This window comes from Pseudomonas sp. 20P_3.2_Bac5 (genome assembly GCF_025466035.1).
Lineage (GTDB): Bacteria > Pseudomonadota > Gammaproteobacteria > Pseudomonadales > Pseudomonadaceae > Aquipseudomonas.
Map to the genome: position 1 here is coordinate 13154 of NZ_JANLOA010000131.1, position 20843 is coordinate 33996.

Here is a 20843-nt window from a genome sequence, read left to right on the forward strand (position 1 = left end):
TGCCTGATAGGCAGTTGAAAGCAAAGGACGCGCCAGAGTGCCCGAGGCCCTGATTCATGGGGCTCGGCGGTCTGTCGTGAGGAAATGGCTGCACCGTGATGGTGAGCTGTGCACCAAGGCGCGGCATGGTGTGCGGGAGAAATCGCAGGCACAAAAAAAGCGACCCTAAGGTCGCTTTCTTTGTAACTTCCGGGTGTTCAGTGGGCCCTGGAAGTTGAATATGGCGCAGCGGACGGGACTCGAACCCGCGACCCCCGGCGTGACAGGCCGGTATTCTAACCGACTGAACTACCGCTGCGCTTAACACTGAGTGGTGGGTGATGACGGGATCGAACCGCCGACCCTCTGCTTGTAAGGCAGATGCTCTCCCGGCTGAGCTAATCACCCTTCGTCTCGGTGTGGCGCGCATTCTACGGAGCACCCCAAGGTCTGTAAAGCACTTTTTGAAAAAAATTTTTCAGGCGTTCCAACGACTTAGCGGGGTTGGCCTCAGCGGGTCCGTCGGAGAATAATGCCCCCCTTATATAGAGAGGAGTGATCCGCCCCATGTGGTTCAAAAACCTGCTGAGCTACCGCCTGACCCAGGACATCCCGCTCGATGCCGAAGCACTGGAAACTGCACTGGCCACCAAGCCCGCTCGCCCATGCGCCAGCCAGGAGTTGACCACCTACGGTTTTGTCGCCCCCTTCGGCAAAGGCGAAGACGCGCCGCTGGTGCATGTCAGTGGTGACTTCCTGCTGATCGCCGCGCGCAAGGAAGAGCGCATCCTGCCCGGCAGCGTCGTGCGCGATGCGGTCAAGGAGAAGGTCGAAGAGATCGAGGCCGAGCAAATGCGCAAGGTCTACAAGAAGGAACGCGACCAGATCAAGGACGAGATCATCCAGGCCTTCCTGCCGCGTGCCTTTATCCGCCGCGCCATGGTCTTCGCCGCCATCGCGCCGAAGCTGGGCCTGGTGCTGGTCAACTCGGCGAGCGCCAAGCGCGCCGAAGACCTGCTGTCGACCCTGCGTGAAGTGATGGGCTCGCTGCCGGTGCGTCCGGTGACCGTGAAGATCGCCCCGACCGCCACCATGACCGACTGGGTGAAAAGCCAGAAAGCCGCTCCGGACTTCTATGTCCTGGACGAATGCGAGCTGCGCGACACCCATGAAGACGGCGGCATCGTCCGTTGCAAACGCCAGGACCTGACCAGCGACGAGATCCAGATGCACCTGGGCACCGGCAAGCAGGTCACTCAGTTGGCCCTGGCCTGGCAGGACAAACTGTCGTTCGTGCTCGACGACAAGATGGTCATCAAGCGCCTGAAGTTCGAAGAACTGCTGCAGGATCAGGCCGAGGAAGACGGTGGCGAGGAGGCCCTGGGCCAGCTCGATGCCAGCTTCACCCTGATGATGCTGACCTTCACCGAGTTCCTGCCGGCGCTGTTCGAAGCGCTGGGCGGTGAAGATATTCCGCAAGGCATCTGATGAAGCGCGGGGCCGCAGTTGCGGCCCCGCCTACATCCTGTTTGCCCTTCGCACCAAGACTGTGCACTATACTGCGCACTGCGAGGACGGCCTCGCGACGCACCGCGTGACCATCCGGGGACGGCCCCATCACCTGATGGAGTAACGAGCATGTCCTGGATCATTCTGTTTTTCGCCGGCCTTTTCGAAGTCGGCTGGGCTGTCGGCCTGAAATACACCGACGGCTTCACCCGCCCCCTGCCCACCGCCCTCACCGTCGCCGCCATGGCGGTAAGCCTTGGCTTGCTCGGTCTTGCCATGAAGGAATTGCCGCTGGGCACTGCCTATGCAATCTGGACCGGTGTCGGCGCCGTGGGCACGGTCATCGCCGGGATCATCCTGTTCGGTGAGTCGATGGCGCTGGTGCGGCTACTCAGCGTTGCGCTGATCGTCGCCGGCCTGATTGGATTGAAGGTCAGCGCAAGCTGACCTTCTTCGGTCACGCCGCTCAGCGAAACTCGCCGCGCAACGCCCCTACCCGTTCGCGCAACAACGCCGGCTCCGCCTGTTCTCCCGCAACAGCGGGGCCGGCCACCAGGGTCACCCGCGACCAGAATCGCCGGAAGAAGCCCTTGCCCGGATCGCGGCTGAAGAAACTCCCCCACAATCCCTGCAACGCCAGTGGAATCACCGGTACCGGCGTGCGCTGCAGAATCAGCTTCATCCCGCCCTTGAACTCATCGATCTCACCGTCGCCGGTCAGCTTGCCTTCCGGGAAGATGCACACCAGCTCACCGTCCTCCAGGTACGCGGCAATCCGCTCGAAGGCTCGCTCGTAGGTGGCGAGGTCTTCACTGCGCCCGGCGATCGGGATGGCGCCGGCGGTGCGGAAGATGAAGTTCAGCACCGGCAGGTTGTAGATCTTGTAGTACATGACAAAGCGCATCGGCCTACGCACCGCACCGGCGATCAGCAACGCATCGACGAACGACACGTGGTTGCACACCAGCAGCGCCGCGCCTTCGTCCGGGATCTGCTCCAGGTCGCGGTGCTTGACCCGGTACATGGAATGGCTCAGCAGCCAGATCATGAAGCGCATGCTGAATTCGGGAACGATGCTGAAGATGTAGGCGTTCACCGCAATATTGAGCAGGGACACCACCAGGAACAGCTCGGGAATCTCCAGCCCGGCCACACCCAACAGAGCCATGGTGACAATGGCTGAGACCACCATGAACAGCGCATTGAGGATGTTGTTCGCGGCGATGACCCGGGCCCGTTGGTCTTCCGGGGTGCGCGCCTGGATCAGCGCATACAGCGGCACGATATAGAAGCCGCCGAACACGCCGAGGCCGACAATCGACAGCAGGACCCACCAGGCCTTGGCCATGCCCAGCAGCGCCAGCCAGTCATACGGCGCGATGCCGGCCGGGATATCGCCGGAATGCCACCACCAGAGCAGGCCAAACAGGGTCAGGCCAAAGGAACCGAACGGCACCAGGCCGATTTCCACCTTGCGCCCGCTCAAGCGCTCGCAGAGCAGCGAGCCGAGGGCGATGCCCACCGAGAACAGGGTCAGGATCAGGGTGACCACGGTTTCATCGCCGTGCATCCACACCTGGGCATACGCCGGAATCTGCGTCAGGTAGATCGCCCCGACGAACCAGAACCACGAGTTGCCGACGATCGAACGCGACACCGCCGGGGTCTGCCGCAAGCCCATGCGCAGGGTCGCGCCGGTCTGGGCGACGATATTCCATTGCAGCTTGAGTTCCGGCGACGCCGCGGCAGCCCGGGGAATGGCGCGACTGGCGAGATAACCGAGCACCGCGGTGCCGACGATGCCACTGGCCACCACCGGGGCGTAAGTGCTGTTGGACATCATCACCCCGGCGGCGATGGTGCCGGCGAGGATCGCCAGGAACGTGCCCATCTCCACCAGGCCGTTGCCGCCGACCAGTTCTTCTTCACGCAGGGCCTGGGGCAGGATCGAGTACTTCACCGGGCCGAACAACGCCGAGTGCGTGCCCATGGCGAACAGCGCCAGGAGCATCAGCCACAACTGGTTATAAAGGAAGCCGACCGCGCCGATGCTCATGATCACCACCTCGGCCAGCTTGATCGCGCGGATCAGGGCGTCCTTGGTGTATTTCTCGCCGAATTGCCCGGCCAGCGCCGAGAACAGGAAGAACGGCAGGATGAACAGCAATGCGCAGAGGTTGACCAGCATCGAGCCATCGCCGCCGATGCTGAGCTTGTAGAGGATCGCCAGGATCAACGACTGCTTGTACAGGTTGTCGTTGAATGCCCCCAGCGACTGGGTAATGAAGAAGGGCAAGAAGCGGCGTTTCTTGAGCAAGGCGAACTGCGAGGTGTGGCTCATCGTCCATGTACCTGAGTGGGCTTTGTGATTTGAGGCGCCGAGCGCGAGAAAAGCCACACTTTGCCGGATTGGCCGTCTTTCAATCCAGTGCCGCTTGCCGCGATCGGTCAGCCCTTCTTGCGACCGCAATCGGCAATACACGGCGAAACGAACAACTCGCCCCGCCACGCCCCGCGCACGGTGCGCCAGGCCACCACCGACCACATCCCGATCAACGCCAGCACCAGCACGCCGCCGAGGGTCTGGAAGAATCCGAGCTTGAGCCACACCGCCAGTTTCAGCGTCGCCAGGGCGTACACCCCCAGCGGGAAGGTAAAGCCCCACCAGCCCAGGTTGAACGGCATGCCCTGATGCAGGTGACGCAGGGTGATCAGCACCGCGGTCAGCAACCACCAGAACCCACAGCCCCAGAGCACGATCCCGGCGATCAGGCCCAGGCCGCGGGCGATTTCGCCAAAGCCGGCCAAGCCGTTGGCGGCGAAGATCGCCGGGGCATCACCGCCGAGCAGCAGCATGCCGAGCGCGCCGGTGCCGATCGGGCCGAGCGCCAGCCAGCTCGAGGCGGCCATGTGCGCCGGTGGCAGTTTGTGCAGGGCCATGCGCAGGATAAGGATGGTCAGGATGCTGAACGCCACTGGCAACGACACCGCCCACAGCACATAACTGGTGATCAGCACCTGGAACTGCCGCGCGGCGTCGTCCAGATGAACTGCCAGCAAGCCGCCGCTGGCCGCCGCCACTTCCGCCGCCACCACCGGCAGCAGCCAGACCGCCGTCATCTGGTCGATGCTGTGCTCCTGGCGCGTGAACATCAGAAACGGAATCGCCACGCCACACAGCAGCGCCAGCGCCACATCCAGCCACCACAGCGCTTCGACCCACGGCAGGATGCCGTCGCCAAAACGCGCGAGGCCAAACGCCAGGGCGCCGTTGAGCAAGGTCGCCAGCGCCATGGGAATGGTGCCGAAGAACATCGACACCGTGGAGTGGGCGAAGATGCGCCGCGCTTCATCGAAGAACAGCACCCAGCGCGCGCCATAAAGAACACAGAACAACACGAACAACCCCATGGCCAGCCACCACAGCGCTTCGGCGACGCCCGCCAGTGCCGGCATCGCCTGCGGCAAGGCCAGCGCCAGCACACCGGTGCCCATAACCACGGCGAACCAGTTCGGCGTGAACTGGCGAATCACCTCGCGGGGATGGGCCAACTGGTTGAAAGGGCGTAAGGGATGGGCAGTGGTCTGGCAAGTCATGGCGGTTATCTCCTGTCCTCTGATGAGGTAGGAATGAGCTTACAACTGACAGGAATATCCATATAACGGGTATTTTCTCTATCTGTTATCGACTTAACAGATAACAGAACCCCGCAATTGCGCCACAACCCGTCTGGATCGCCACTTCCCTGCGACACCCCGCCACTGCGACCTTGGTCGGCGCTGACGAAGCGTTGGCGGCATGCCAGACTGATTGATCGAGGCTCGCCGTCTGCCATGCCGGCCAGCTCATTTTTTGTTCGGAGTTGTCATGTCGTTGTCCAGCGGGCTGATCGCGGTGGTCGCCCTGGCCTATATGGCCATCATGTTCGCTATCGCCTTCTACGGTGACCGTCGCAGCACCCCGCTGCCGCCGCGCCTGCGCGCGTGGGTCTACAGCCTGTCGCTGGCGGTGTACTGCACCAGCTGGACGTTCTTCGGCGCGGTCGGCCAGGCCGCCGAACAACTCTGGGCGTTCCTGCCGATCTACCTCGGGCCGGTGCTGCTGATGATCTTCGCGCCCTGGGTGCTGCAGAAGATGGTGGCGATCAGCAAACAGGAAAACATCACCTCCATCGCCGACTTCATCGCCGCCCGCTACGGCAAATCGCAGGCGCTCGCGGTGGTGGTCGCGCTGATCTGCCTGGTCGGCGTGCTGCCCTATATTGCCCTGCAACTGAAAGGCATCGTCCTCGGCGTCAACCTGCTGATCGGCGCCAACGCCGACGCCACCGGCAGCCGGGTGCAAGACACCGCGCTGGTGGTGTCGCTGGTGCTGGCGCTGTTCTCCATCGTCTTCGGCACCCGCAGTCTCGACGTTACCGAGCACCACCGCGGCATGGTCCTGGCCATCGCCTTCGAAGCCATCGTCAAGCTGCTGGCCTTCCTCGCCGTCGGCGCCTTCGTGGTGTTCAACCTGTATGACGGTTTCGACGACCTGTTCAGCCAGGCCAAGGCCTCGCCGGCGCTGGACGCCTACTGGCAAGAGACCATCAACTGGCCGTCGATGGTGGTGCAGACCGGGGTGGCGATGATGGCGATCATCTGCCTGCCCAGGCAGTTCCAGGTCACCGTAGTGGAGAACATCGAGCCGCAGGACATGCGCATGGCCCGCTGGGTGTTTCCGATGTACCTGGTTCTGGCCGCACTGTTCGTGGTGCCGATTGCCCTGGCCGGACAAATGCTGCTGCCCGGCACGGTGATTTCCGACTCCTTCGTCATCAGCCTGCCATTGGCCGAGGCCCATCCGAGCCTGGCCCTGCTGGCGTTTATCGGCGGTGCTTCGGCCGCTACCGGCATGGTCATCGTCGAGGCCGTGGCGCTGTCGACCATGGTGTCCAACGACATGCTGCTGCCCTGGCTGCTGCGCCGCAACAACGCCGAGCGTCCGTTCGAAGCGTTCCGCCACTGGATGCTCACGGTGCGCCGGGTGACCATCGTGGTCATCCTGCTGCTGGCGTATGTCAGCTACCGCTTGCTCGGTTCGACGGCGAGCCTGGCGACCATCGGCCAGATCGCCTTCGCCGCGGTCACCCAACTGACCCCGGCCATGCTCGGCGCGCTGTACTGGAAACAGGCCAACCGGCGCGGCGTGTTCGCCGGTCTCGCCACCGGCACCTTCCTCTGGTTCTACACCCTGGTGCTACCGATCGCCGCCCATAGCCTGGGCTGGTCGCTGGAGCTATTCCCCGGCCTGGCGTGGCTGCACGGCAACCCGCTGGACCTGCCGATCACCCCGCTGACCCAAGGCGTGGTGCTGTCGCTGGCCGGTAACTTCACCGTGTTCGCCTGGGTCTCGGTGCTGTCGCGGACCCGGGTCACCGAGCACTGGCAGGCCGGGCGTTTCATCGGCCAACAAAGCAGCGCGCGGCCGAGCAACCGGTCGCTGCTGGCGGTGCAGATCGATGACCTGCTGCACCTCGCCGCGCGCTTTGTCGGCGAGGAACGTGCACGGCAGAGCTTCATCCGCTTCGCCTACCGCCAGGGCAAAGGCTTCAACCCCAACCAGAATGCCGACGGCGAGTGGATCGAACACACCGAGCGCCTGCTCGCCGGCGTGCTGGGCACGTCCTCGACCCGCGCGGTGGTCAAGGCGGCCATCGAAGGCCGCGACATGCAGCTCGAAGACGTAGTGCGCATCGCCGACGAAGCCTCGGAGGTGCTGCAGTTCAACCGCGCGCTGCTGCAAGGCGCCATCGAGAACATCAGCCAGGGCATCAGCGTGGTCGACCAGTCGTTGCGCCTGGTGGCGTGGAACCGCCGCTATCTTGAGCTGTTCAACTACCCGGACGGGCTGATCAGCGTTGGCCGGCCGATTGCCGACATCATTCGCTACAACGCCGAACGCGGCCTGTGCGGCCCCGGCGAAGCGCAGGTTCACGTTGCCCGGCGCCTGCACTGGATGCGCCAGGGCCGCGCGCATACCTCCGAGCGGCTGTTCCCCAACGGCCGGGTCATCGAGCTGATCGGCAACCCGATGCCGGGCGGCGGTTTCGTCATGAGCTTTACCGACATCACCCCGTTCCGCGAAGCCGAACAAGCGCTCAAGGACTCCAACGAAAGCCTCGAACAACGGGTCGCCGAGCGCACCCGCGAGCTGTCGCAACTGAACCTGGCGCTGACCGAAGCCAAGAGCCACGCCGAGGCGGCGAACAAGTCCAAGACCCGATTCCTCGCTGCGGTCAGCCACGACCTGATGCAGCCGCTGAACGCCGCGCGACTGTTCTCGGCGGCACTGTCGCACCAGGCCGAGGGCCTGTCCGGCGAGGCCCAGCAACTGGTCCTGCACATGGACAGCTCGCTGCGCTCGGCGGAAGAACTGATCAGCGACCTGCTGGATATCTCGCGCCTGGAAAACGGCAAGATCACCCCGGACGCCAAGCCCTTCGCCCTCAGCGAACTGTTCGACACCCTCGGCGCCGAGTTCAAGGTGCTGGCCCGCGAACAGGGCCTGGATTTCCGCCTGCGCGGCAGCCGCCTGCGGGTGAACAGCGACATGAAGCTGCTGCGGCGTATCTTGCAGAATTTCCTCACCAACGCCTTCCGCTACGGCAAGAGCCCGATCCTGCTGGGCGTGCGCCGCCACAAGGACCACCTGTGGCTGGAGGTCTGGGACCGCGGGCCGGGCATCGCTGACGACAAGCTGCAAGTGATCTTCGAAGAATTCAAACGCCTGGACAGCCACCAGACCCGCGCCGAAAAAGGCCTCGGCCTGGGCCTGGCGATCGCCGACGGTCTGTGCAAGGTGCTCGGCCATCCGCTGGAGGTGCAGTCATGGACCGGCAAGGGCAGCGTGTTCCGGGTCAAGGTGCCGCTGGCCAGTGAGCGGGCTATCGAGCCGGTGAAGACGCCGGAACAGGCCGGCCAGCCGCTGGCGGGCCTGCAAGTGCTGTGCGTGGATAACGAAGACAGCATCCTGATCGGCATGAACAGCCTGCTCAGTCGCTGGGGCTGCCAGGTCTCCACCGCGCGCAACCGGGAGGAATGCGCCGCATTGCTGGACAAGGGCCTGCGCCCGCACCTGGCGTTGGTGGACTATCACCTGGACGACGGCGAGGTGGGGACGGAATTGATGGCCTGGCTACGCACCCGCCTCGGCGAGCCGGTGCCCGGCGTGGTGATCAGCGCCGACGGGCACGGCGAGACCGTGGCCAAGGTGCATGCCGCGGGCCTCGACTACCTGAGCAAGCCGGTCAAGCCGGCAGCCTTGCGCGCCCTGCTCAATCGCCATCTGAGCCTGGTGCAGTAAGCAGATCGTTGGCCGGGTTGTCGCCGGCCTGCATGGCTCGCTCCAGCAGGTCGGTCGGCAGGCTCTTGCTGGCCCGGGCGCCGAGCAGCTTGAGCTGCTCGCTGCGGCTGATCAGGTTGCCGCGCCCCTCGCAGAGTTTGTTGCGCGCCGCCGCGTAAGCCTTGTCGACCTGTTGCAAGCGACTGCCGAGTTCGTCCAGGTCCTGGATGAACAGCACGAACTTGTCGTACAGCCAGCCGGCGCGCTCGGCGATTTCCTTGGCGTTCTGGCTCTGCCGCTCCTGTTTCCACAGGCTGTCGATAACCCGCAAAGTGGCCAGCAGCGTGGTCGGGCTGACGACCACGATCTGCCGGTCGAAGGCTTCCTGAAACAGCGTCGGCTCGGCCTGCAACGCCGCCGAAAATGCCGCTTCGATCGGCACGAACAGCAGAACGAAATCCAGGCTGCGCAAACCTTCAAGGCGGCTGTAGTCCTTGCTGGACAAGCCTTTGATGTGGCTGCGCAACGAGTGCACGTGCTGCTTCAATGCGGCTTGGGCGACATCGTCTTCGGTGGCGGCGACGAACTGCTGATAGGCGGTCAGGCTGACCTTGGAGTCCACCACGACCTGCTTGTCGTCCGGCAGGAAAATCAGCACGTCCGGCTGGAAACGCTCGCCATCGGCGCTTTTCAGGCTGACCTGGGTCTGGTACTCGCGGCCCTTCTCCAGGCCGGCATGTTCCAACACCCGCTCCAGAATCAGTTCGCCCCAGTTGCCTTGGGTTTTCTGCCCCTTGAGGGCCTGGGTCAGGTTGGTTGCCTCGTCGCTCAGGCGCAGGTTGAGTTGTTGCAGGCGCTCCAGCTCCTTGCCCAGCGAGAAACGCTCGCGCGCTTCCTGCTGGTAGCTTTCTTCCACCCGTTTTTCGAAGGCCTGGATGCGCTCCTTGAGCGGATCGAGCAACTGCCCGAGGTGCTGCTGGCTGGTCTGGGCGAAACGCTGTTCGCGCTCGTCGAAGATGCGCGTGGCCATTTCCGCGAACTGCGCACGCAATTCGTCCCGCGAGCCTTGCAGGTCATTCAGGCGTTGCTGGTGGCTGTCCTGCTGCTCGCGCAGCTCGGCGTCAAGGGCGGCGCAGCGGGCATCGAGGTGGCGCAGCTCGGCTTCGCGGGCGCTGCGTTCAAGGTTCCAGGCGTGGGCGGCATCGCGCGCGTTGTCGCGGTCGATCTGCAGCAGGTCCAGTTCGCGGGCCTGGGCGGCGAGATTGGCCTGTTTGACCGCGTTGGCCTGGCTGAGGTCGCTGATCTCGTCACGGCTGGCGTCCAATTGCGCCTGCAGGCCTTCCTGGGCCAGTAGCGCGCTATTCAGGCGCTCCTCGTGCAGAATCGCCAGGGCCTGGCGCTCCGTCTGCTGGCGCTGCCAACGCAACAGCAGCAGGCCCGACGGCACCAGGGTCAGCACCACACCCAGCATCACACTGGCCAGATCGATTGCAGCCATCGACAACATGCTCACCCCCGGAAAAAAGTCCCGCAGAGCTTAACAGCACCCGAGCGCGGTGCAGCACTCAGCCGCGCGGCAGTTGCCCCAGCAGGCGGCTGGCTTCTGCCGAGCCCTTGGCCGCGGCCTGTTCAAGCCAGTGACGGGCCTGTTCCGGCTCGTTGACTTCGGGCTGGCTGCAGAGCCGGCCGTACTCCAGTTGCGCCCGTCGGTCACCGGCCCGGGCCGCCTGGCGCAGCAGCTCATGACCGATACGCCGGTCGCGGGCATTGCCGCAATCGCGGCAGAGCATCTGGCCCAAACGGCTTTGCGCCACCACCACGCCTTCGCGGGCCGGCTGCTTGAGCAGGCGACCGGCAAAATGCTTGACCTGGGGTTTGTCACCCAGCCGCGGGCTGTCCAGCAGCCACAGGGCAACCCTCAGCGAGAAACGCCGAGGCTCGGGAACGGACGATGACGAAGGATTGGAGTCTGAGGATTTACCGCGAAACTTCATAAAAACAGGCAAGGCATTTCTTGGGGCGCGCACTCTACCCGATTTTTCCGACGATCGCCCGGCTCATTTCTGAAGTTTTTTTCGATTCCGCTGAAGTTTTTTCTTGACCTTTCTTAGGTGATTTTTTAGCCAGTACTACGCCCAAGGAAAATTGTCGGACAGCTTCCGACAAGCTAGCACGCCCGTCCTAGAGCAACCGCTCGGGACAATCCACAGAAGCTGTGGATAACTCGGTGGACAACCGCCCCTGACACCCCGCAAACCCCGGTGGAATGGGGCTCCCAGTCAAACTGTCGATTTTTTCACCAGCTCAAAAAAGTGTTTTTTTTCATTGACTTGTCCGTTCGAGCAAGTCAATGGCAGGCGTATCTCAGGCTGTTACAGCGTTGTGACACAGGTCGCTCCAAGTGTGTACAAGCGCCCCAAAGCGAGGCGGCTCACTGCACCATCACAGCGATTCGCGTCAAGAAGCGGGGCTTCACAGCGACCAGCAAAGTGGACATAATGCTCGGCTCGCCGGACGAAAGATAAAAAAGCTTGCCAATCCCAGGCGAGCCCGATACTCTTGCCGCCGTTAGTACCAAGCTGAAACTCATTCTGGCAAAAGCGGTCCTTGCAGCATCGCCCACTCTTCAGGGCCATCCTGCTGAAACAGGACCCGCCACTCGAAAGCTCCCCAGGCAAATCCATACCCGCCCTGCCGAGCCAAAAAGCAGATTGAACAGGATCCTCACCCAGAGGCGCAGAACCCTGCCCTGGTGTGTTGCCCGTCTTCTGAAGTACCTACCAGTCAGCCCAGGCGCCACTTTTTATTGCGCTCATCACTGGCTGCCCTGTTCCAGTCAGGTTCTCCGCATCGCCTCATTAAAGGCCAGCGTTACTGGAACGTTTGAAATATATACGGCTCAAACTTGCCGTATCTCATGCAGGAACTTCCAATAATGATGAATCAAAACACCCGTACTCAGGCTGCCATTCGCACCCTATCCCAGGCTTTTGCGCCACTGAACTGCATCATTCTCGCCTCGCGCAAGAACAGCTTCAGCTTCACCCTGGTCGACGAAAACGGTATCGCTCAACACAGCGAGCGCCTGTATCCCGACCAATACACCGGTGCCGAACCGCTGCAAGCGGTCATCGACCGGACCCGTCAGGCGCTCGTCGCCTGATGGACACACGCCCAAGCCCCTCATTCGAGGGGCTTTTGCTATCCGCATAGCCGTTCCGGCACCCTCGAAACACCCCTGTTTTTTAAGTACCTAACGGCATATGACCTATAACGAAAAGCCGGAAATGATTTAAAAACAGCCCTTTACAGCGCAAATATGACACTACACTTCAACTCAAGCGGCCCTGTCCGCTTCCGGCGGGCCTGACCCCCGACCACCTGCTGCCAAGCACCAGCGTCCCGCCGGCCACTTTCCAGTTCGAGGGCATTATGGGTATCGCCGCGAGCGAGTTGAGCCAATACGTGATCCGTCCGACCCTGATCTATCTGGACCGTCACTGCCCCAGCGCCGAAGCCCTGCTACTGGGCGTAGCGGCCAGCCAGTCAGCCCTCGGCGCCGCCCTCCACGATCGTCGCGGCCATGGCCTCTACCGCATCGCCGAACTGCGTCACCAATCCATCTGGGATCACTTTCTCGCCCGCGACCCGGAACTGGCCAGCCTCGTGCGTGGTCTGGCTAGTCAACATGCCTTTCTCAATGGCCCGCACCTGGAACTGACAGTCAACCTCCGTTACGCGACTGCCATTGCCTGGATGCTGATCGAAGAACAGGCGCCTCGATTACCCGATGCCGATGATCTGCTCGGCATGGCGAAAATATGGCGCCAGATATTTCAGCCACAGGGCCGGCTGCGCGACTTCACCCGGGCCTGGCAGGCGTGCATCACGCCATTGGAACGTCAGGCATGTTAGGAAAATAACGACATCAGCAAACGGAAAGAATTGCCAACTATGGTCGGATTGTCCTACAAAACCGCTCTATCTCCGGCGATACAGCCTATAGCGCATGTAGGAAAATGTTGGTAATTTGCGCCCCGGTGATCCCCTGGAGTTTCTAATAATGAAAAAAGTCACACTCATCAAAACCACCCTCAGTCTTGCCGTTGCCCTGGCCTCTTCCAACCTGTTTGCCAGCGGTTTCGCGCTCAACGAACAGAGCATCAGCGGCATGGGCACCGGTTTCGCGGGCCGTTCTTCTTCTGCCGACGACGCCAGCACCGTGTTTGGCAACCCTGCCGGCATGTCGCGCCTGAAACGTGAACAAGTCACCGTTGGCGGCGCCGCCGTCATTGCCAAGACAGATATCAAGCACGCAAGCGGCACCTTCGGTGGCAGCAATGACGGCGACATGGTTCCCGTGGTTGGCGTCCCGATGGGCTACTACGTCAAGCCGATCGACGACCACTGGAGCTTCGGCTTCGGCATGTACGTGCCGTTCGGCCTGCTGACCGACTATGAAAACGGCTTTGCCGGCCGTTACTTCGGGAGCAAGTCCGAAGTGCAAGTCGTCACCCTGCAGCCAACCATCAGCTACGCCTTCAACGACAAGGTCTCGATCGGCTTCGGTCCGACCATCAACCGTATCGAAGGCGCCCTGGAATCTGCTGCGCTGAACCGCGCAACCCTGGGCCGCAACGACGGCAAGGTGAAGATTTCCGGTGACGACACCGCTATCGGCTACAACATCGGCATCCTGGTGCAGGCCACCGACAGCACCCGCGTCGGCCTGACCTACCACTCGATGGTCGACTACAAGCTCGAAGGCGACACCAAGATCCAGGGTTCCGGCTTTGGCCCGCTGAGCGGCTCCAAGTACGACGCCTCGCTGAAGATCAAGACCCCTGAGTCGGTGGACTTCTCGGTTACCCACGAGCTGGACGACCAGTGGACGATCTACGCGGGCAGCACCTGGACCCGCTGGAGCCGCTTGGAAGCCATCACCGTCAACAACGAAGGCGTGCCGGCGGCCCTGGCGCCAACCCTCGGCCAGATCAGCGAAGAGCAGGACTGGCATGACACCTGGGCACACGCCATCGGTGCTTCCTACAAGCTGAACAAGGAATGGGTACTGCGCACCGGCTTCACCGTCGACCAGTCGCCGACCAACAACGTCAACCGCTCGCCGCGCATTCCGACTGGCGATCGCAAGATCTTCAGCCTCGGCGCCGGCTGGAGCCCGAATGACGACATGACCATCGACGTCGCCTACTCCTACCTGTGGGAAGAAGACGCGAAGATCAATCAGACCACGTCGCCGACCGACCCTGCGCACTTCAAGGGCTCGTACCGCGCCACCTACGAAAACAGTGCACACGGCGTGGGCGCGTCCCTGACCTACCGCTTCTGATTTCGCTTCTGGCTGTATGAAGAAACCGCCCTCGTGGCGGTTTTTTCATGGGTGCGATTTGACCTTCCACTCGTCGCCCAGATTCGCCTGAAGAAACGCCTGGAACGCGCGCACTTTCGGCGTCATCGCCAAACGGTCGGTGACGCACAGGTAGATGTCCATCGGCTCGGTCTGGGCGTAGGCCTGCTCACCCCCCTTGTCTTCGAACAACCGCACCAGTTCCCCGCGCTCGATATAAGGCCGGGCGACGAACTCGGCGAGCCGGGTCACGCCGCCGTCGCGGGCAGCCATCTGGGCCAGGACGTCGATATCGTCGCTGATCAGCACATCGCCGAACTCGGCATCGAAGCGCAAACCATCGCGCACGAAGCCCCAGCGCAGGAAGCGCCCATCCACCGGGTAGCGGAACACCAGGCAACGGCGCTGCTTCAGCTCTTCCGGACTTTGCGGCCAGCCCTCGCGCGCCAGGTAGCCAGGGGATGCGCAACAGACAAACGGCACTTGGGCGACGTGTCGCGCCAGCAAGCCGTCTTCAAGCTGCGGGGTGATGCGGATACTCACATCCACACCCTGGCGGGCGTGGTCGACTTTGTTGTCACTCGTAAGCAATTCAATCGAAAGGCGCGGATACAGCGCGCTGAAATTAGGAATCAACCGCCCCAGCACGTGACGGCCGAACGCCGAGGAAGTGGAAATGCACAGGCGGCCTTGAGGCTCGCTATCCACGGTGGTCACGGCCTGTTGTGCTTCTTCGAGGTCGCGTTCGATATGCCGGACTTTCTCGTAATAGAGCGTACCGCTCGCAGTCAGCACCATGCTGCGAGTGGTGCGGGCCAGCAGGCGGACCTGCAGGTGCGCTTCGAGACGGGCGATATTCTGGCTGACCGCGGCCGCACTCAAGCCGAGACTGCGGGCGCCGCCAGCGATGCTACCGGCCTCGACCACCTTGATGAAGCTCTTGATCAGGCCCAGCAGGTTCAAGGGCAATCTCCGGAATTCGTAAGGTTCTCTTTATAAAGACCTAAGACCTGCCCGTCTACTTGCGCCGCGAATGCCTTGTTAACCTGCGCCCACTCAACTGAATCCTTCGAGGAGCATTCATGACTTCATCCGCCGTCACCCGCCGTCCGAAACTCGGCGTTCGCGCCACCCCGTACGTCTTCGCGTTCTATATGTCGTCCATCATGGCCATGCTGATGTGCTTCGTGATCACCGCCGCCAACAGCGGTGTCAACGAGCATTACCTGGGCAATGTGCTGCGGGCCTATCAACTGGCCATGCCGGTCGCGTTCGTCTGCGTGCTGGTAGTCCGGCCAATCGTGATCAAGCTGGTGTCGTGGACTGTTCACCCGCCGAAATGATCCCGCGCCGCATCAGGGCCGGGAGGCGATGGCTTTTTCGATGGCTGCCTTGAAATCCGGATCATCCGGCTTGGTCAGGCTGGAGAAATTGGCCACCACCTTGCCCTGGCGGTCGACCACGTATTTGTAGAAATTCCATTTCGGCGCGCTGCTCTGCTGCGCCAGCTCGCGAAACAGCGGCGTGGCATCGGCGCCGCGCACCCGCTGCGGCTCGGTCATGGTGAAGGTCACGCCGTAGTTGGCGTAGCAGACCTTGGCGGTCTTCTCGCTGTCGGCGTCTTCCTGCTTGAAGTCATTGGACGGCACGCCGAGCATTTCCAGCCCCTGCCCGTGGTACTCCTTGTAGACCGCCTCGAGCCCTTCGAACTGCGGGGCGAAACCGCAATAGCTGGCGGTGTTGACCACCACCAGCGGCTTGCCGGCGAACTGCTCGCACAGATCGATCCGCTCCTTGGCGCGCAGTTTCGGCAATTCGCCCTGGAGCAAGGCCGGGCAGCCATCGGCCAGAGCGAAACCACTGAAGCCGAGCAGGAGTGAGGCAATCAACAGGCGGCGTACGTGCATGAAGGTTCTCCTTTTGGGGTGCGAACCGTCAGCCTACGCCTAACAGACGCCCATGCCCAACTGCATCAACGCCAGGCCGCCGCGCTGCCAGCCCCACCAGGCCAGCGCCAGCAACAGGGTTGCCAGCGACAGCCCGCCCAGCCACAGACCGTAGCGGCTCACGCCGCCCCCGCCGAGGCTTGCAAACGCGCCACCGGGCGCTCGCGCACCGGCCAGTTCAATGCCGCCGCCAGCAGGCTGAGCACAATGGAAATCTGCCAGACCAGATCGTAGTTACCGGTCTGGTCATAGACCACCCCGCCCAGCCAGCCACCCAGGAAGGCACCGAGTTGATGGAAGAGGAAGACGATCCCGCCGAGCATCGACAGGTTGCGCACGCCGAACAGGGTCGCCACGGTGCCGTTGGTCAGTGGCACGGTGGACAGCCACAGCAGGCCCATGGCGATACCGAACAGGTAGGCGCTGAACGTGGTGATCGGCGCCCAGAGGAACAGCACGATGACCACGCTGCGCAGCAGGTACAGCCCGGCCAGCAGGCGCGGCTTGGACATCCGCCCGCCAAGCCAGCCGGCGGTGTAGGTGCCGACGATATTGAACAGCCCGACCAGCGCCAGCACCGTGGTCCCGGTGGTCGCCGGCAGGTGCTGGTCCACCAGGTACGCCGGCAGGTGCACGCCGATGAACACCACCTGGAAACCGCACACGAAGAAGCCCAGCGCCAACAGCCAGAAACCCGTGTGCGAACAGGCTTCGCGCAGGGCCTCGCCGAGGGTCTGTTCATGACCCTGGGCCGGCAACGGACGGTCCTTGAGCATGCTCACCAGCGGCACGATGAACGCCACCATCAGGCCCAGCGCCAGCAACGCCAGCGACCAGCCCAACCAGTTGATCAAACCGAGGGTGCCGGGAAGCATGGCGAACTGGCCGAACGAGCCGGCAGCGCTGGCGATACCCATGGCCATGCTGCGTTTTTCAGGGGGTACGGCGCGACCAACCACACCGAGGATCACCGAGAACGAGGTGCCGGACAGGCCGATACCGATCAGCAAGCCGGCACTGAGGGACAGCGTGACAGGCGAGTCCGACATGCCCATCAGCACCAGGCCACAGGCATAAAGGATGCCGCCGATGACCACCACTTTCGCCGCGCCCAACCGATCAGCCAAAGCTCCGGCGAAAGGCTGGGCCAGGCCCCAGACCAGGTTCTGCAAGGCGATGGCAAAGGCGAAGACGCCGCGGCCCCAGCCGAATTCGGCACTCATCGGCGCCAAGAACAGGCCGAAGCCGTGTCGCACGCCCAGCGACAACGCCAGGATCAGCGCCGCGCCCAGCAACAGCCAGCCACTGGTTCGCCATACGGATGTCATTGTTCTTCTCTCCTGTGCCGGAAATTATTTGCGGGTATATACCCGCTTAAGGTCGTTAAAACTCAGGCCAACTGTTTCAGCAAGCGGACCAGCTCATCGCGCTGCGTTTCACCCAGGGTGTCCACCAGCCGTTCCTGAGCCTGCTCCCACGCGGGTTCGGCGGCCTGCAAGCGGGCCTTGCCCTGTTCGGTGAGCAACACCAGGCGATGGCGCAAGTCATCGCCCTCGGTCATGGCCACCAAACCGTCAGCCTGCAACACCTTGAGGTTGCGGCCCAGGGTGCTGCGGTCCAGGCCCATGGCGTCGGCCAAAGACGAAATACTCGGCTTGTCGAGGCGTTGCAGGTGCCGCAGCAGGGAAAACTGGGCGACATTGATGCCGAAGCCTTCGAGGGCTTCGTCGTAATGCCGGCTCACCCCACGGGCAGCGCGACGCAGATGAGTGCAGATGCAAATACCGGTCAACATGAAAGCGTGTATATACCCGCATCTCGACAAACGCAACAAAACATTTCAGCCGAGCCCCAGGGCAAGGCTCAACAAAACCACCGTTTCCAGCAACTCCAGCAAGGCGCCAGCGGTATCGCCGGTGGTGCCGCCCAGTCGTCGCATCATCGAGCGACGCAAGGCGAAAAAGGCCAGCCCCGCCGCCAGCAATGCCACTGCCGCCGCCCCGCCGCCCATGAGCAGACAACCCGCGCCACTCAGCAACAACATCCAAGTCGCGCCACGACGCGGCAGGTGTTCGGCCAACGCCTGGCCGAGCCCGCCGGGCCGCACATACGGCGTATGGAGAAACAGCGCCAGCATCGCCGCCCGCCCTATCACGGGTGCGAGCAACAGCAGTGCGCCCTGCCCCGTCTCGATCAGGGCCAGCAACGCGCAGAACTTGAGCAGCAGCACCAACACCAGCGTGACCACCGCAATCGGCCCGCTACGCGGGTCCTTCATGATGGTCAGCGTGCGCTCGCGATCGCCGAAACCACCCAGCCAGGCATCGGCGCTATCGGCCAGCCCGTCCAGGTGCAGGCCACCGCTCAAGGCGACCCAGGCACTCAGCAGCAGCGCCGCATGCAACAGCGGCGGGCTGCCGGCCAACACGGTGTTCAAGCCCCAGAGCAGCACACCGAACAACAGCCCCACCAACGGATAGAAGAGCAGCGACCGCCCGTTCTGCTGGGGCGATGGCATGCCCGGCAAGGTCACCGGCAGGCTGCTGAGGAACTGCAAGGCGATCCAGAATGGCAACATCAGCAGATCTCCCGCAACCGGCCACCCGCCTCGACATCCAGCCGATGCAGCGCACCATGGCCGACCTGCACCTGCAACAACTGCTCACGGGGCAACCCACGGGCGCGCGCCAGCAACTGGCGCATGACCCCGCCATGCGTCACCAGCAACACCCGCTGACCGGCATAAGCCAATTGCAACCGCTCCAACGCGGCCAGCACCCGCGTGGAAAACGCGTCCACCGGCTCGCCCCCCGGCGGGGTGAAACCGTAGGGGTCAGCCCAGAACTGGCCCAGCGCCTGTTCGTGGTCCTGCATCAGGTCGAGGGCGCTACGTCCTTCCCAATCACCGAAATGCAGCTCCTGAAGCCCCGGATCCAGCGCCAGCGGCAGGTCCAGACGCTCCGCCAGCACCTCGGCAAACCGCGCGCAGCGCTGCAACGGCGAACTCACCAGTTGATCCCAAGGCCCGGCCTCGGACACCGCAGCGTGCATCTGCGCCCAACCCTGCTCAGTCAAGGCGTCATCAAGGCTGCCGCGAAAGCCGCCGCCCAGTTCGGTTTCGCCGTGCCGCAGGAGGTCGAGGATCATGCCGGACGGTCCGCCACCGCGGCTTCGGCGAATGTCGCCATCTGCCCGTGCAGGTCGCAGGCCAGGCGCAGCAGCGGCACCGCCAGCGCCGCGCCACTGCCCTCGCCCAGGCGCAGGCCCAGTTCCAGCAGCGGCTCGCCGCCCAGCTCCACCAGCACGCGGCGATGGCCCGGCTCGGCACCGCGATGACCAAAGAACAGCCACTCGCGGCAGGACGGATTGATCCGCACCGCCACCAACGCCGCCACGGTGCAGATAAACCCGTCCACCAGCACCGCCACGCCTTCCTGAGCGCAGGCCAGATAAGCGCCGACCAGCGCCGCGATTTCCAGGCCGCCGACATGGAACAGCGCCTGCAACGGATCGCCATTGACCTCGGCATGACGCTTCAGCGCCGCCTCGATCACTGCCGCCTTGTGCCGCACGCCCGCCGCATCCAGGCCGGTGCCCGGCCCGCTCAGTTCGGTCGCCGGGCAACCGAGCAAGGCGCAAGCCAGGGCGCTGGCGGCGGTGGTGTTGCCGATGCCCATTTCTCCACCGATAAACAGCCGCGCACCCGCCTCGACCGCACGCAACGCGCTGTCGCGCCCCGCTTGCAACGCCTGCCGGCCCTGCTCGTCGGTCATCGCCGGCTCGCGGGCGAAGTTGGCAGTGCCGGGGGCGATGCGCAGATGGCGCACGCCAGGCAGATCCAGCGCCAGGTTCACCGTGCCGAGATCGACCACCTCCAGCCGCGCGTCCAGTTGCCGGGCAAGCACGCTGATGGCCGCGCCACCGCTGACGAAATTCAGCAGCATCTGCCCGGTCACTTCCTGCGGATAAGCGGAAATACCTTCGGCCACCACCCCGTGATCGCCAGCGAAAATGCTGATCCAGACCTGTTCCAGCGCCGGCTTCAGCCGCCCCTGCAACGCGGCCAGGCTCACCGCCACCTGCTCCAGCCGGCCGAGGGAGCCGGCCGGTTTGGTCAGTTGTTGCTGACGCGCCAGCGCGGCATCGCGCACCGATTCGTCGGCGGCGCGACAAGGGTTCAGCCACCAGGTTTGACTCATGATTCGGCTCCTTTGAGGAAAAGCGGCAGGCCCGCGACAGTCAGCACCACGCGCTGGCAACGTTCGGCGATGGCTTGATGCAACCAGCCGGCCTCATCGACGTAACGCCGGGTCAGTTCGCCCATGGGCACCACGCCAAGGCCGGTTTCATTGCTGACCAGGATAATCTCGCCCGGCAGCGTCGGCAGGCAGGCCAGCAGCGCGTCGCGCTCGGCGGCCAGGCGCTGCGGGTCTTCGAGCATCAGCAGGTTGGTCAGCCACAGGGTCAGGCAGTCCACCAGCAGGCAACGGTCGCTGGCGGCTTCGGCATGGAGGACCCTGGCCAGGGCCACGGGTTCTTCGATCAGGGCCCATTCGGCGGGGCGGCGCTCGCGGTGCAGTTGCACCCGGGCGTTCATTTCACCGTCGAGCGGTTCGCTGGTAGCGATGTAGGTCACCGCCAGGCCGCTGGCCGCGGCACGCTGTTCGGCCAGGCGGCTCTTGCCCGAGCGGGCGCCACCGAGAATCAGGTTGAGCAT

20 protein-coding genes and 2 tRNA genes are annotated in these 20843 nt (G+C 63.5%); 7 read left to right on the top strand and 15 right to left on the bottom strand.

The genetic code is table 11. From position 1 onward, the window contains the following. Positions 1–221 precede the first annotated feature (221 nt). Together NTD88_RS26010 and NTD88_RS26015 are read right to left on the bottom strand one after the other, a co-directional pair. Positions 222–298: transfer RNA gene (locus NTD88_RS26010), tRNA-Asp, on the bottom strand. Positions 299–311: 13 nt separating this feature from the next. Beyond that, a tRNA-Val gene (locus tag NTD88_RS26015) sits at positions 312–387 on the bottom strand. A 159-nt stretch (positions 388–546) separates the two neighbouring features. Here NTD88_RS26015 and rdgC point away from each other — a divergent pair. Both rdgC and sugE read left to right on the top strand, forming a co-directional pair. Next, positions 547–1467, top strand: a complete 921-nt coding sequence (rdgC, locus tag NTD88_RS26020; RefSeq protein ID WP_262155507.1) for a recombination-associated protein RdgC — start codon at positions 547–549, stop codon at positions 1465–1467. Positions 1468–1617: 150 nt separating this feature from the next. Further along, positions 1618–1935: a quaternary ammonium compound efflux SMR transporter SugE gene (gene sugE / locus NTD88_RS26025; RefSeq protein WP_095155435.1), complete on the top strand. Its 318-nt coding sequence runs from the start codon at positions 1618–1620 to the stop codon at positions 1933–1935. Between the two features lie 19 nt (positions 1936–1954). Here sugE and NTD88_RS26030 read toward each other — a convergent pair whose 3' ends face one another. Beyond that, positions 1955–3829: an MFS transporter gene (locus NTD88_RS26030; RefSeq protein ID WP_262155508.1), complete on the bottom strand. Its 1875-nt coding sequence runs from the start codon at positions 3827–3829 to the stop codon at positions 1955–1957. Positions 3830–3936: 107 nt separating this feature from the next. Further along, positions 3937–5085, bottom strand: coding sequence for a TDT family transporter (locus tag NTD88_RS26035; RefSeq protein ID WP_095155433.1), 1149 nt, complete (start codon positions 5083–5085; stop codon positions 3937–3939). Positions 5086–5356: 271 nt separating this feature from the next. On the opposite strand from NTD88_RS26035, the gene NTD88_RS26040 reads away from it, so the two are divergent. Continuing rightward, positions 5357–8833, top strand: a complete 3477-nt coding sequence (locus NTD88_RS26040; protein ID WP_262155509.1) for a hybrid sensor histidine kinase/response regulator — start codon at positions 5357–5359, stop codon at positions 8831–8833. Here NTD88_RS26040 and rmuC read toward each other — a convergent pair. Continuing rightward, complete coding sequence (gene rmuC / locus NTD88_RS26045; protein ID WP_410017313.1) at positions 8805–10319, bottom strand: DNA recombination protein RmuC; 1515 nt, start codon at positions 10317–10319, stop codon at positions 8805–8807. The two genes, NTD88_RS26040 and rmuC, sit on opposite strands and share 29 nt — an antisense overlap. A gap of 58 nt (positions 10320–10377) precedes the next feature. Next, positions 10378–10806, bottom strand: coding sequence for a tetratricopeptide repeat protein (locus NTD88_RS26050; RefSeq protein ID WP_262155537.1), 429 nt, complete (start codon positions 10804–10806; stop codon positions 10378–10380). Between the two features lie 944 nt (positions 10807–11750). Here NTD88_RS26050 and NTD88_RS26055 point away from each other — a divergent pair. The 3 genes from NTD88_RS26055 to NTD88_RS26065 all read left to right on the top strand — a co-directional run bounded on the left by NTD88_RS26055 (position 11751) and on the right by NTD88_RS26065 (position 14162). Next, complete coding sequence (locus NTD88_RS26055) at positions 11751–11975, top strand: hypothetical protein (protein WP_095155718.1); 225 nt, start codon at positions 11751–11753, stop codon at positions 11973–11975. A gap of 269 nt (positions 11976–12244) precedes the next feature. Then, positions 12245–12727: a hypothetical protein gene (locus NTD88_RS26060; RefSeq protein ID WP_095155429.1), complete on the top strand. Its 483-nt coding sequence runs from the start codon at positions 12245–12247 to the stop codon at positions 12725–12727. A 148-nt stretch (positions 12728–12875) separates the two neighbouring features. Next, a complete protein-coding gene (locus NTD88_RS26065; RefSeq protein ID WP_262155510.1) occupies positions 12876–14162 on the top strand; it encodes an OmpP1/FadL family transporter in 1287 nt (428 codons plus the stop codon). 45 nt (positions 14163–14207) lie between these two features. Here NTD88_RS26065 and NTD88_RS26070 read toward each other — a convergent pair whose 3' ends face one another. Next, on the bottom strand, positions 14208–15143 hold the full coding sequence (locus tag NTD88_RS26070; RefSeq protein ID WP_262155511.1) for a LysR family transcriptional regulator: 936 nt from the start codon (positions 15141–15143) through the stop codon (positions 14208–14210). Between the two features lie 119 nt (positions 15144–15262). Here NTD88_RS26070 and NTD88_RS26075 point away from each other — a divergent pair, with 119 nt between their 5' ends. Continuing rightward, complete coding sequence (locus NTD88_RS26075; protein ID WP_262155512.1) at positions 15263–15523, top strand: DUF2798 domain-containing protein; 261 nt, start codon at positions 15263–15265, stop codon at positions 15521–15523. 12 nt (positions 15524–15535) lie between these two features. Here the strand turns inward: NTD88_RS26075 and NTD88_RS26080 are convergent, their stop codons facing one another. From NTD88_RS26080 to cobU, 8 genes are all read right to left on the bottom strand, one after another. After that, the gene (locus NTD88_RS26080; RefSeq protein ID WP_262155513.1) at positions 15536–16087 is read right to left on the bottom strand and encodes a glutathione peroxidase; all 552 of its coding nucleotides are present in this window, start codon (positions 16085–16087) and stop codon (positions 15536–15538) included. 39 nt (positions 16088–16126) lie between these two features. Beyond that, positions 16127–16249 carry a hypothetical protein gene (locus NTD88_RS26085; protein WP_262155514.1) on the bottom strand — a complete coding sequence of 41 codons (123 nt, stop codon included), beginning with the start codon at positions 16247–16249 and terminating at the stop codon, positions 16127–16129. Further along, positions 16246–17454, bottom strand: coding sequence for an MFS transporter (locus NTD88_RS26090; RefSeq protein ID WP_262155515.1), 1209 nt, complete (start codon positions 17452–17454; stop codon positions 16246–16248). Before NTD88_RS26090 ends, NTD88_RS26085 begins: the two co-directional genes overlap by 4 nt. A 62-nt stretch (positions 17455–17516) precedes the next feature. Further along, positions 17517–17921 (bottom strand): MarR family winged helix-turn-helix transcriptional regulator, encoded by a 405-nt coding sequence (locus tag NTD88_RS26095; protein WP_262155516.1) that lies wholly within the window; start codon positions 17919–17921, stop codon positions 17517–17519. Between the two features lie 45 nt (positions 17922–17966). Beyond that, positions 17967–18704 carry an adenosylcobinamide-GDP ribazoletransferase gene (locus NTD88_RS26100; RefSeq protein WP_262155518.1) on the bottom strand — a complete coding sequence of 246 codons (738 nt, stop codon included), beginning with the start codon at positions 18702–18704 and terminating at the stop codon, positions 17967–17969. After that, the gene (cobC, locus tag NTD88_RS26105) at positions 18704–19273 is read right to left on the bottom strand and encodes an alpha-ribazole phosphatase family protein (RefSeq protein WP_262155519.1); all 570 of its coding nucleotides are present in this window, start codon (positions 19271–19273) and stop codon (positions 18704–18706) included. Before cobC ends, NTD88_RS26100 begins: the two co-directional genes overlap by 1 nt. Continuing rightward, the gene (gene cobT, locus NTD88_RS26110; RefSeq protein WP_262155520.1) at positions 19270–20325 is read right to left on the bottom strand and encodes a nicotinate-nucleotide--dimethylbenzimidazole phosphoribosyltransferase; all 1056 of its coding nucleotides are present in this window, start codon (positions 20323–20325) and stop codon (positions 19270–19272) included. The genes cobC and cobT overlap by 4 nt, the downstream gene beginning before the upstream one ends. After that, entirely contained in the window at positions 20322–20843 is a 522-nt protein-coding gene (gene cobU / locus NTD88_RS26115) for a bifunctional adenosylcobinamide kinase/adenosylcobinamide-phosphate guanylyltransferase (RefSeq protein ID WP_262155521.1), read from the bottom strand. Before cobU ends, cobT begins: the two co-directional genes overlap by 4 nt.

What these genes read in the sequence shown, in the direction of transcription:
- cobT (WP_262155520.1), bottom strand. Translation starts at nt 20,325, where the DNA reads ATGAGTCAAACCTGGTGGCTGAACCCTTGTCGCGCCGCCGACGAATCG.
- sugE (WP_095155435.1), top strand. Translation starts at nt 1,618, where the DNA reads ATGTCCTGGATCATTCTGTTTTTCGCCGGCCTTTTCGAAGTCGGCTGG.
- NTD88_RS26060 (WP_095155429.1), top strand. Translation starts at nt 12,245, where the DNA reads ATGGGTATCGCCGCGAGCGAGTTGAGCCAATACGTGATCCGTCCGACC.
- NTD88_RS26035 (WP_095155433.1), bottom strand. Translation starts at nt 5,085, where the DNA reads ATGACTTGCCAGACCACTGCCCATCCCTTACGCCCTTTCAACCAGTTG.
- rmuC (WP_410017313.1), bottom strand. Translation starts at nt 10,319, where the DNA reads ATGTTGTCGATGGCTGCAATCGATCTGGCCAGTGTGATGCTGGGTGTG.
- NTD88_RS26065 (WP_262155510.1), top strand. Translation starts at nt 12,876, where the DNA reads ATGAAAAAAGTCACACTCATCAAAACCACCCTCAGTCTTGCCGTTGCC.
- NTD88_RS26050 (WP_262155537.1), bottom strand. Translation starts at nt 10,806, where the DNA reads ATGAAGTTTCGCGGTAAATCCTCAGACTCCAATCCTTCGTCATCGTCC.
- NTD88_RS26075 (WP_262155512.1), top strand. Translation starts at nt 15,263, where the DNA reads ATGACTTCATCCGCCGTCACCCGCCGTCCGAAACTCGGCGTTCGCGCC.
- NTD88_RS26030 (WP_262155508.1), bottom strand. Translation starts at nt 3,829, where the DNA reads ATGAGCCACACCTCGCAGTTCGCCTTGCTCAAGAAACGCCGCTTCTTG.
- NTD88_RS26090 (WP_262155515.1), bottom strand. Translation starts at nt 17,454, where the DNA reads ATGACATCCGTATGGCGAACCAGTGGCTGGCTGTTGCTGGGCGCGGCG.
- NTD88_RS26040 (WP_262155509.1), top strand. Translation starts at nt 5,357, where the DNA reads ATGTCGTTGTCCAGCGGGCTGATCGCGGTGGTCGCCCTGGCCTATATG.
- cobU (WP_262155521.1), bottom strand. Translation starts at nt 20,843, where the DNA reads ATGCTCAACCTGATTCTCGGTGGCGCCCGCTCGGGCAAGAGCCGCCTG.
- NTD88_RS26080 (WP_262155513.1), bottom strand. Translation starts at nt 16,087, where the DNA reads ATGCACGTACGCCGCCTGTTGATTGCCTCACTCCTGCTCGGCTTCAGT.
- rdgC (WP_262155507.1), top strand. Translation starts at nt 547, where the DNA reads ATGTGGTTCAAAAACCTGCTGAGCTACCGCCTGACCCAGGACATCCCG.
- NTD88_RS26095 (WP_262155516.1), bottom strand. Translation starts at nt 17,921, where the DNA reads ATGTTGACCGGTATTTGCATCTGCACTCATCTGCGTCGCGCTGCCCGT.
- NTD88_RS26055 (WP_095155718.1), top strand. Translation starts at nt 11,751, where the DNA reads ATGAATCAAAACACCCGTACTCAGGCTGCCATTCGCACCCTATCCCAG.
- NTD88_RS26100 (WP_262155518.1), bottom strand. Translation starts at nt 18,704, where the DNA reads ATGTTGCCATTCTGGATCGCCTTGCAGTTCCTCAGCAGCCTGCCGGTG.
- cobC (WP_262155519.1), bottom strand. Translation starts at nt 19,273, where the DNA reads ATGATCCTCGACCTCCTGCGGCACGGCGAAACCGAACTGGGCGGCGGC.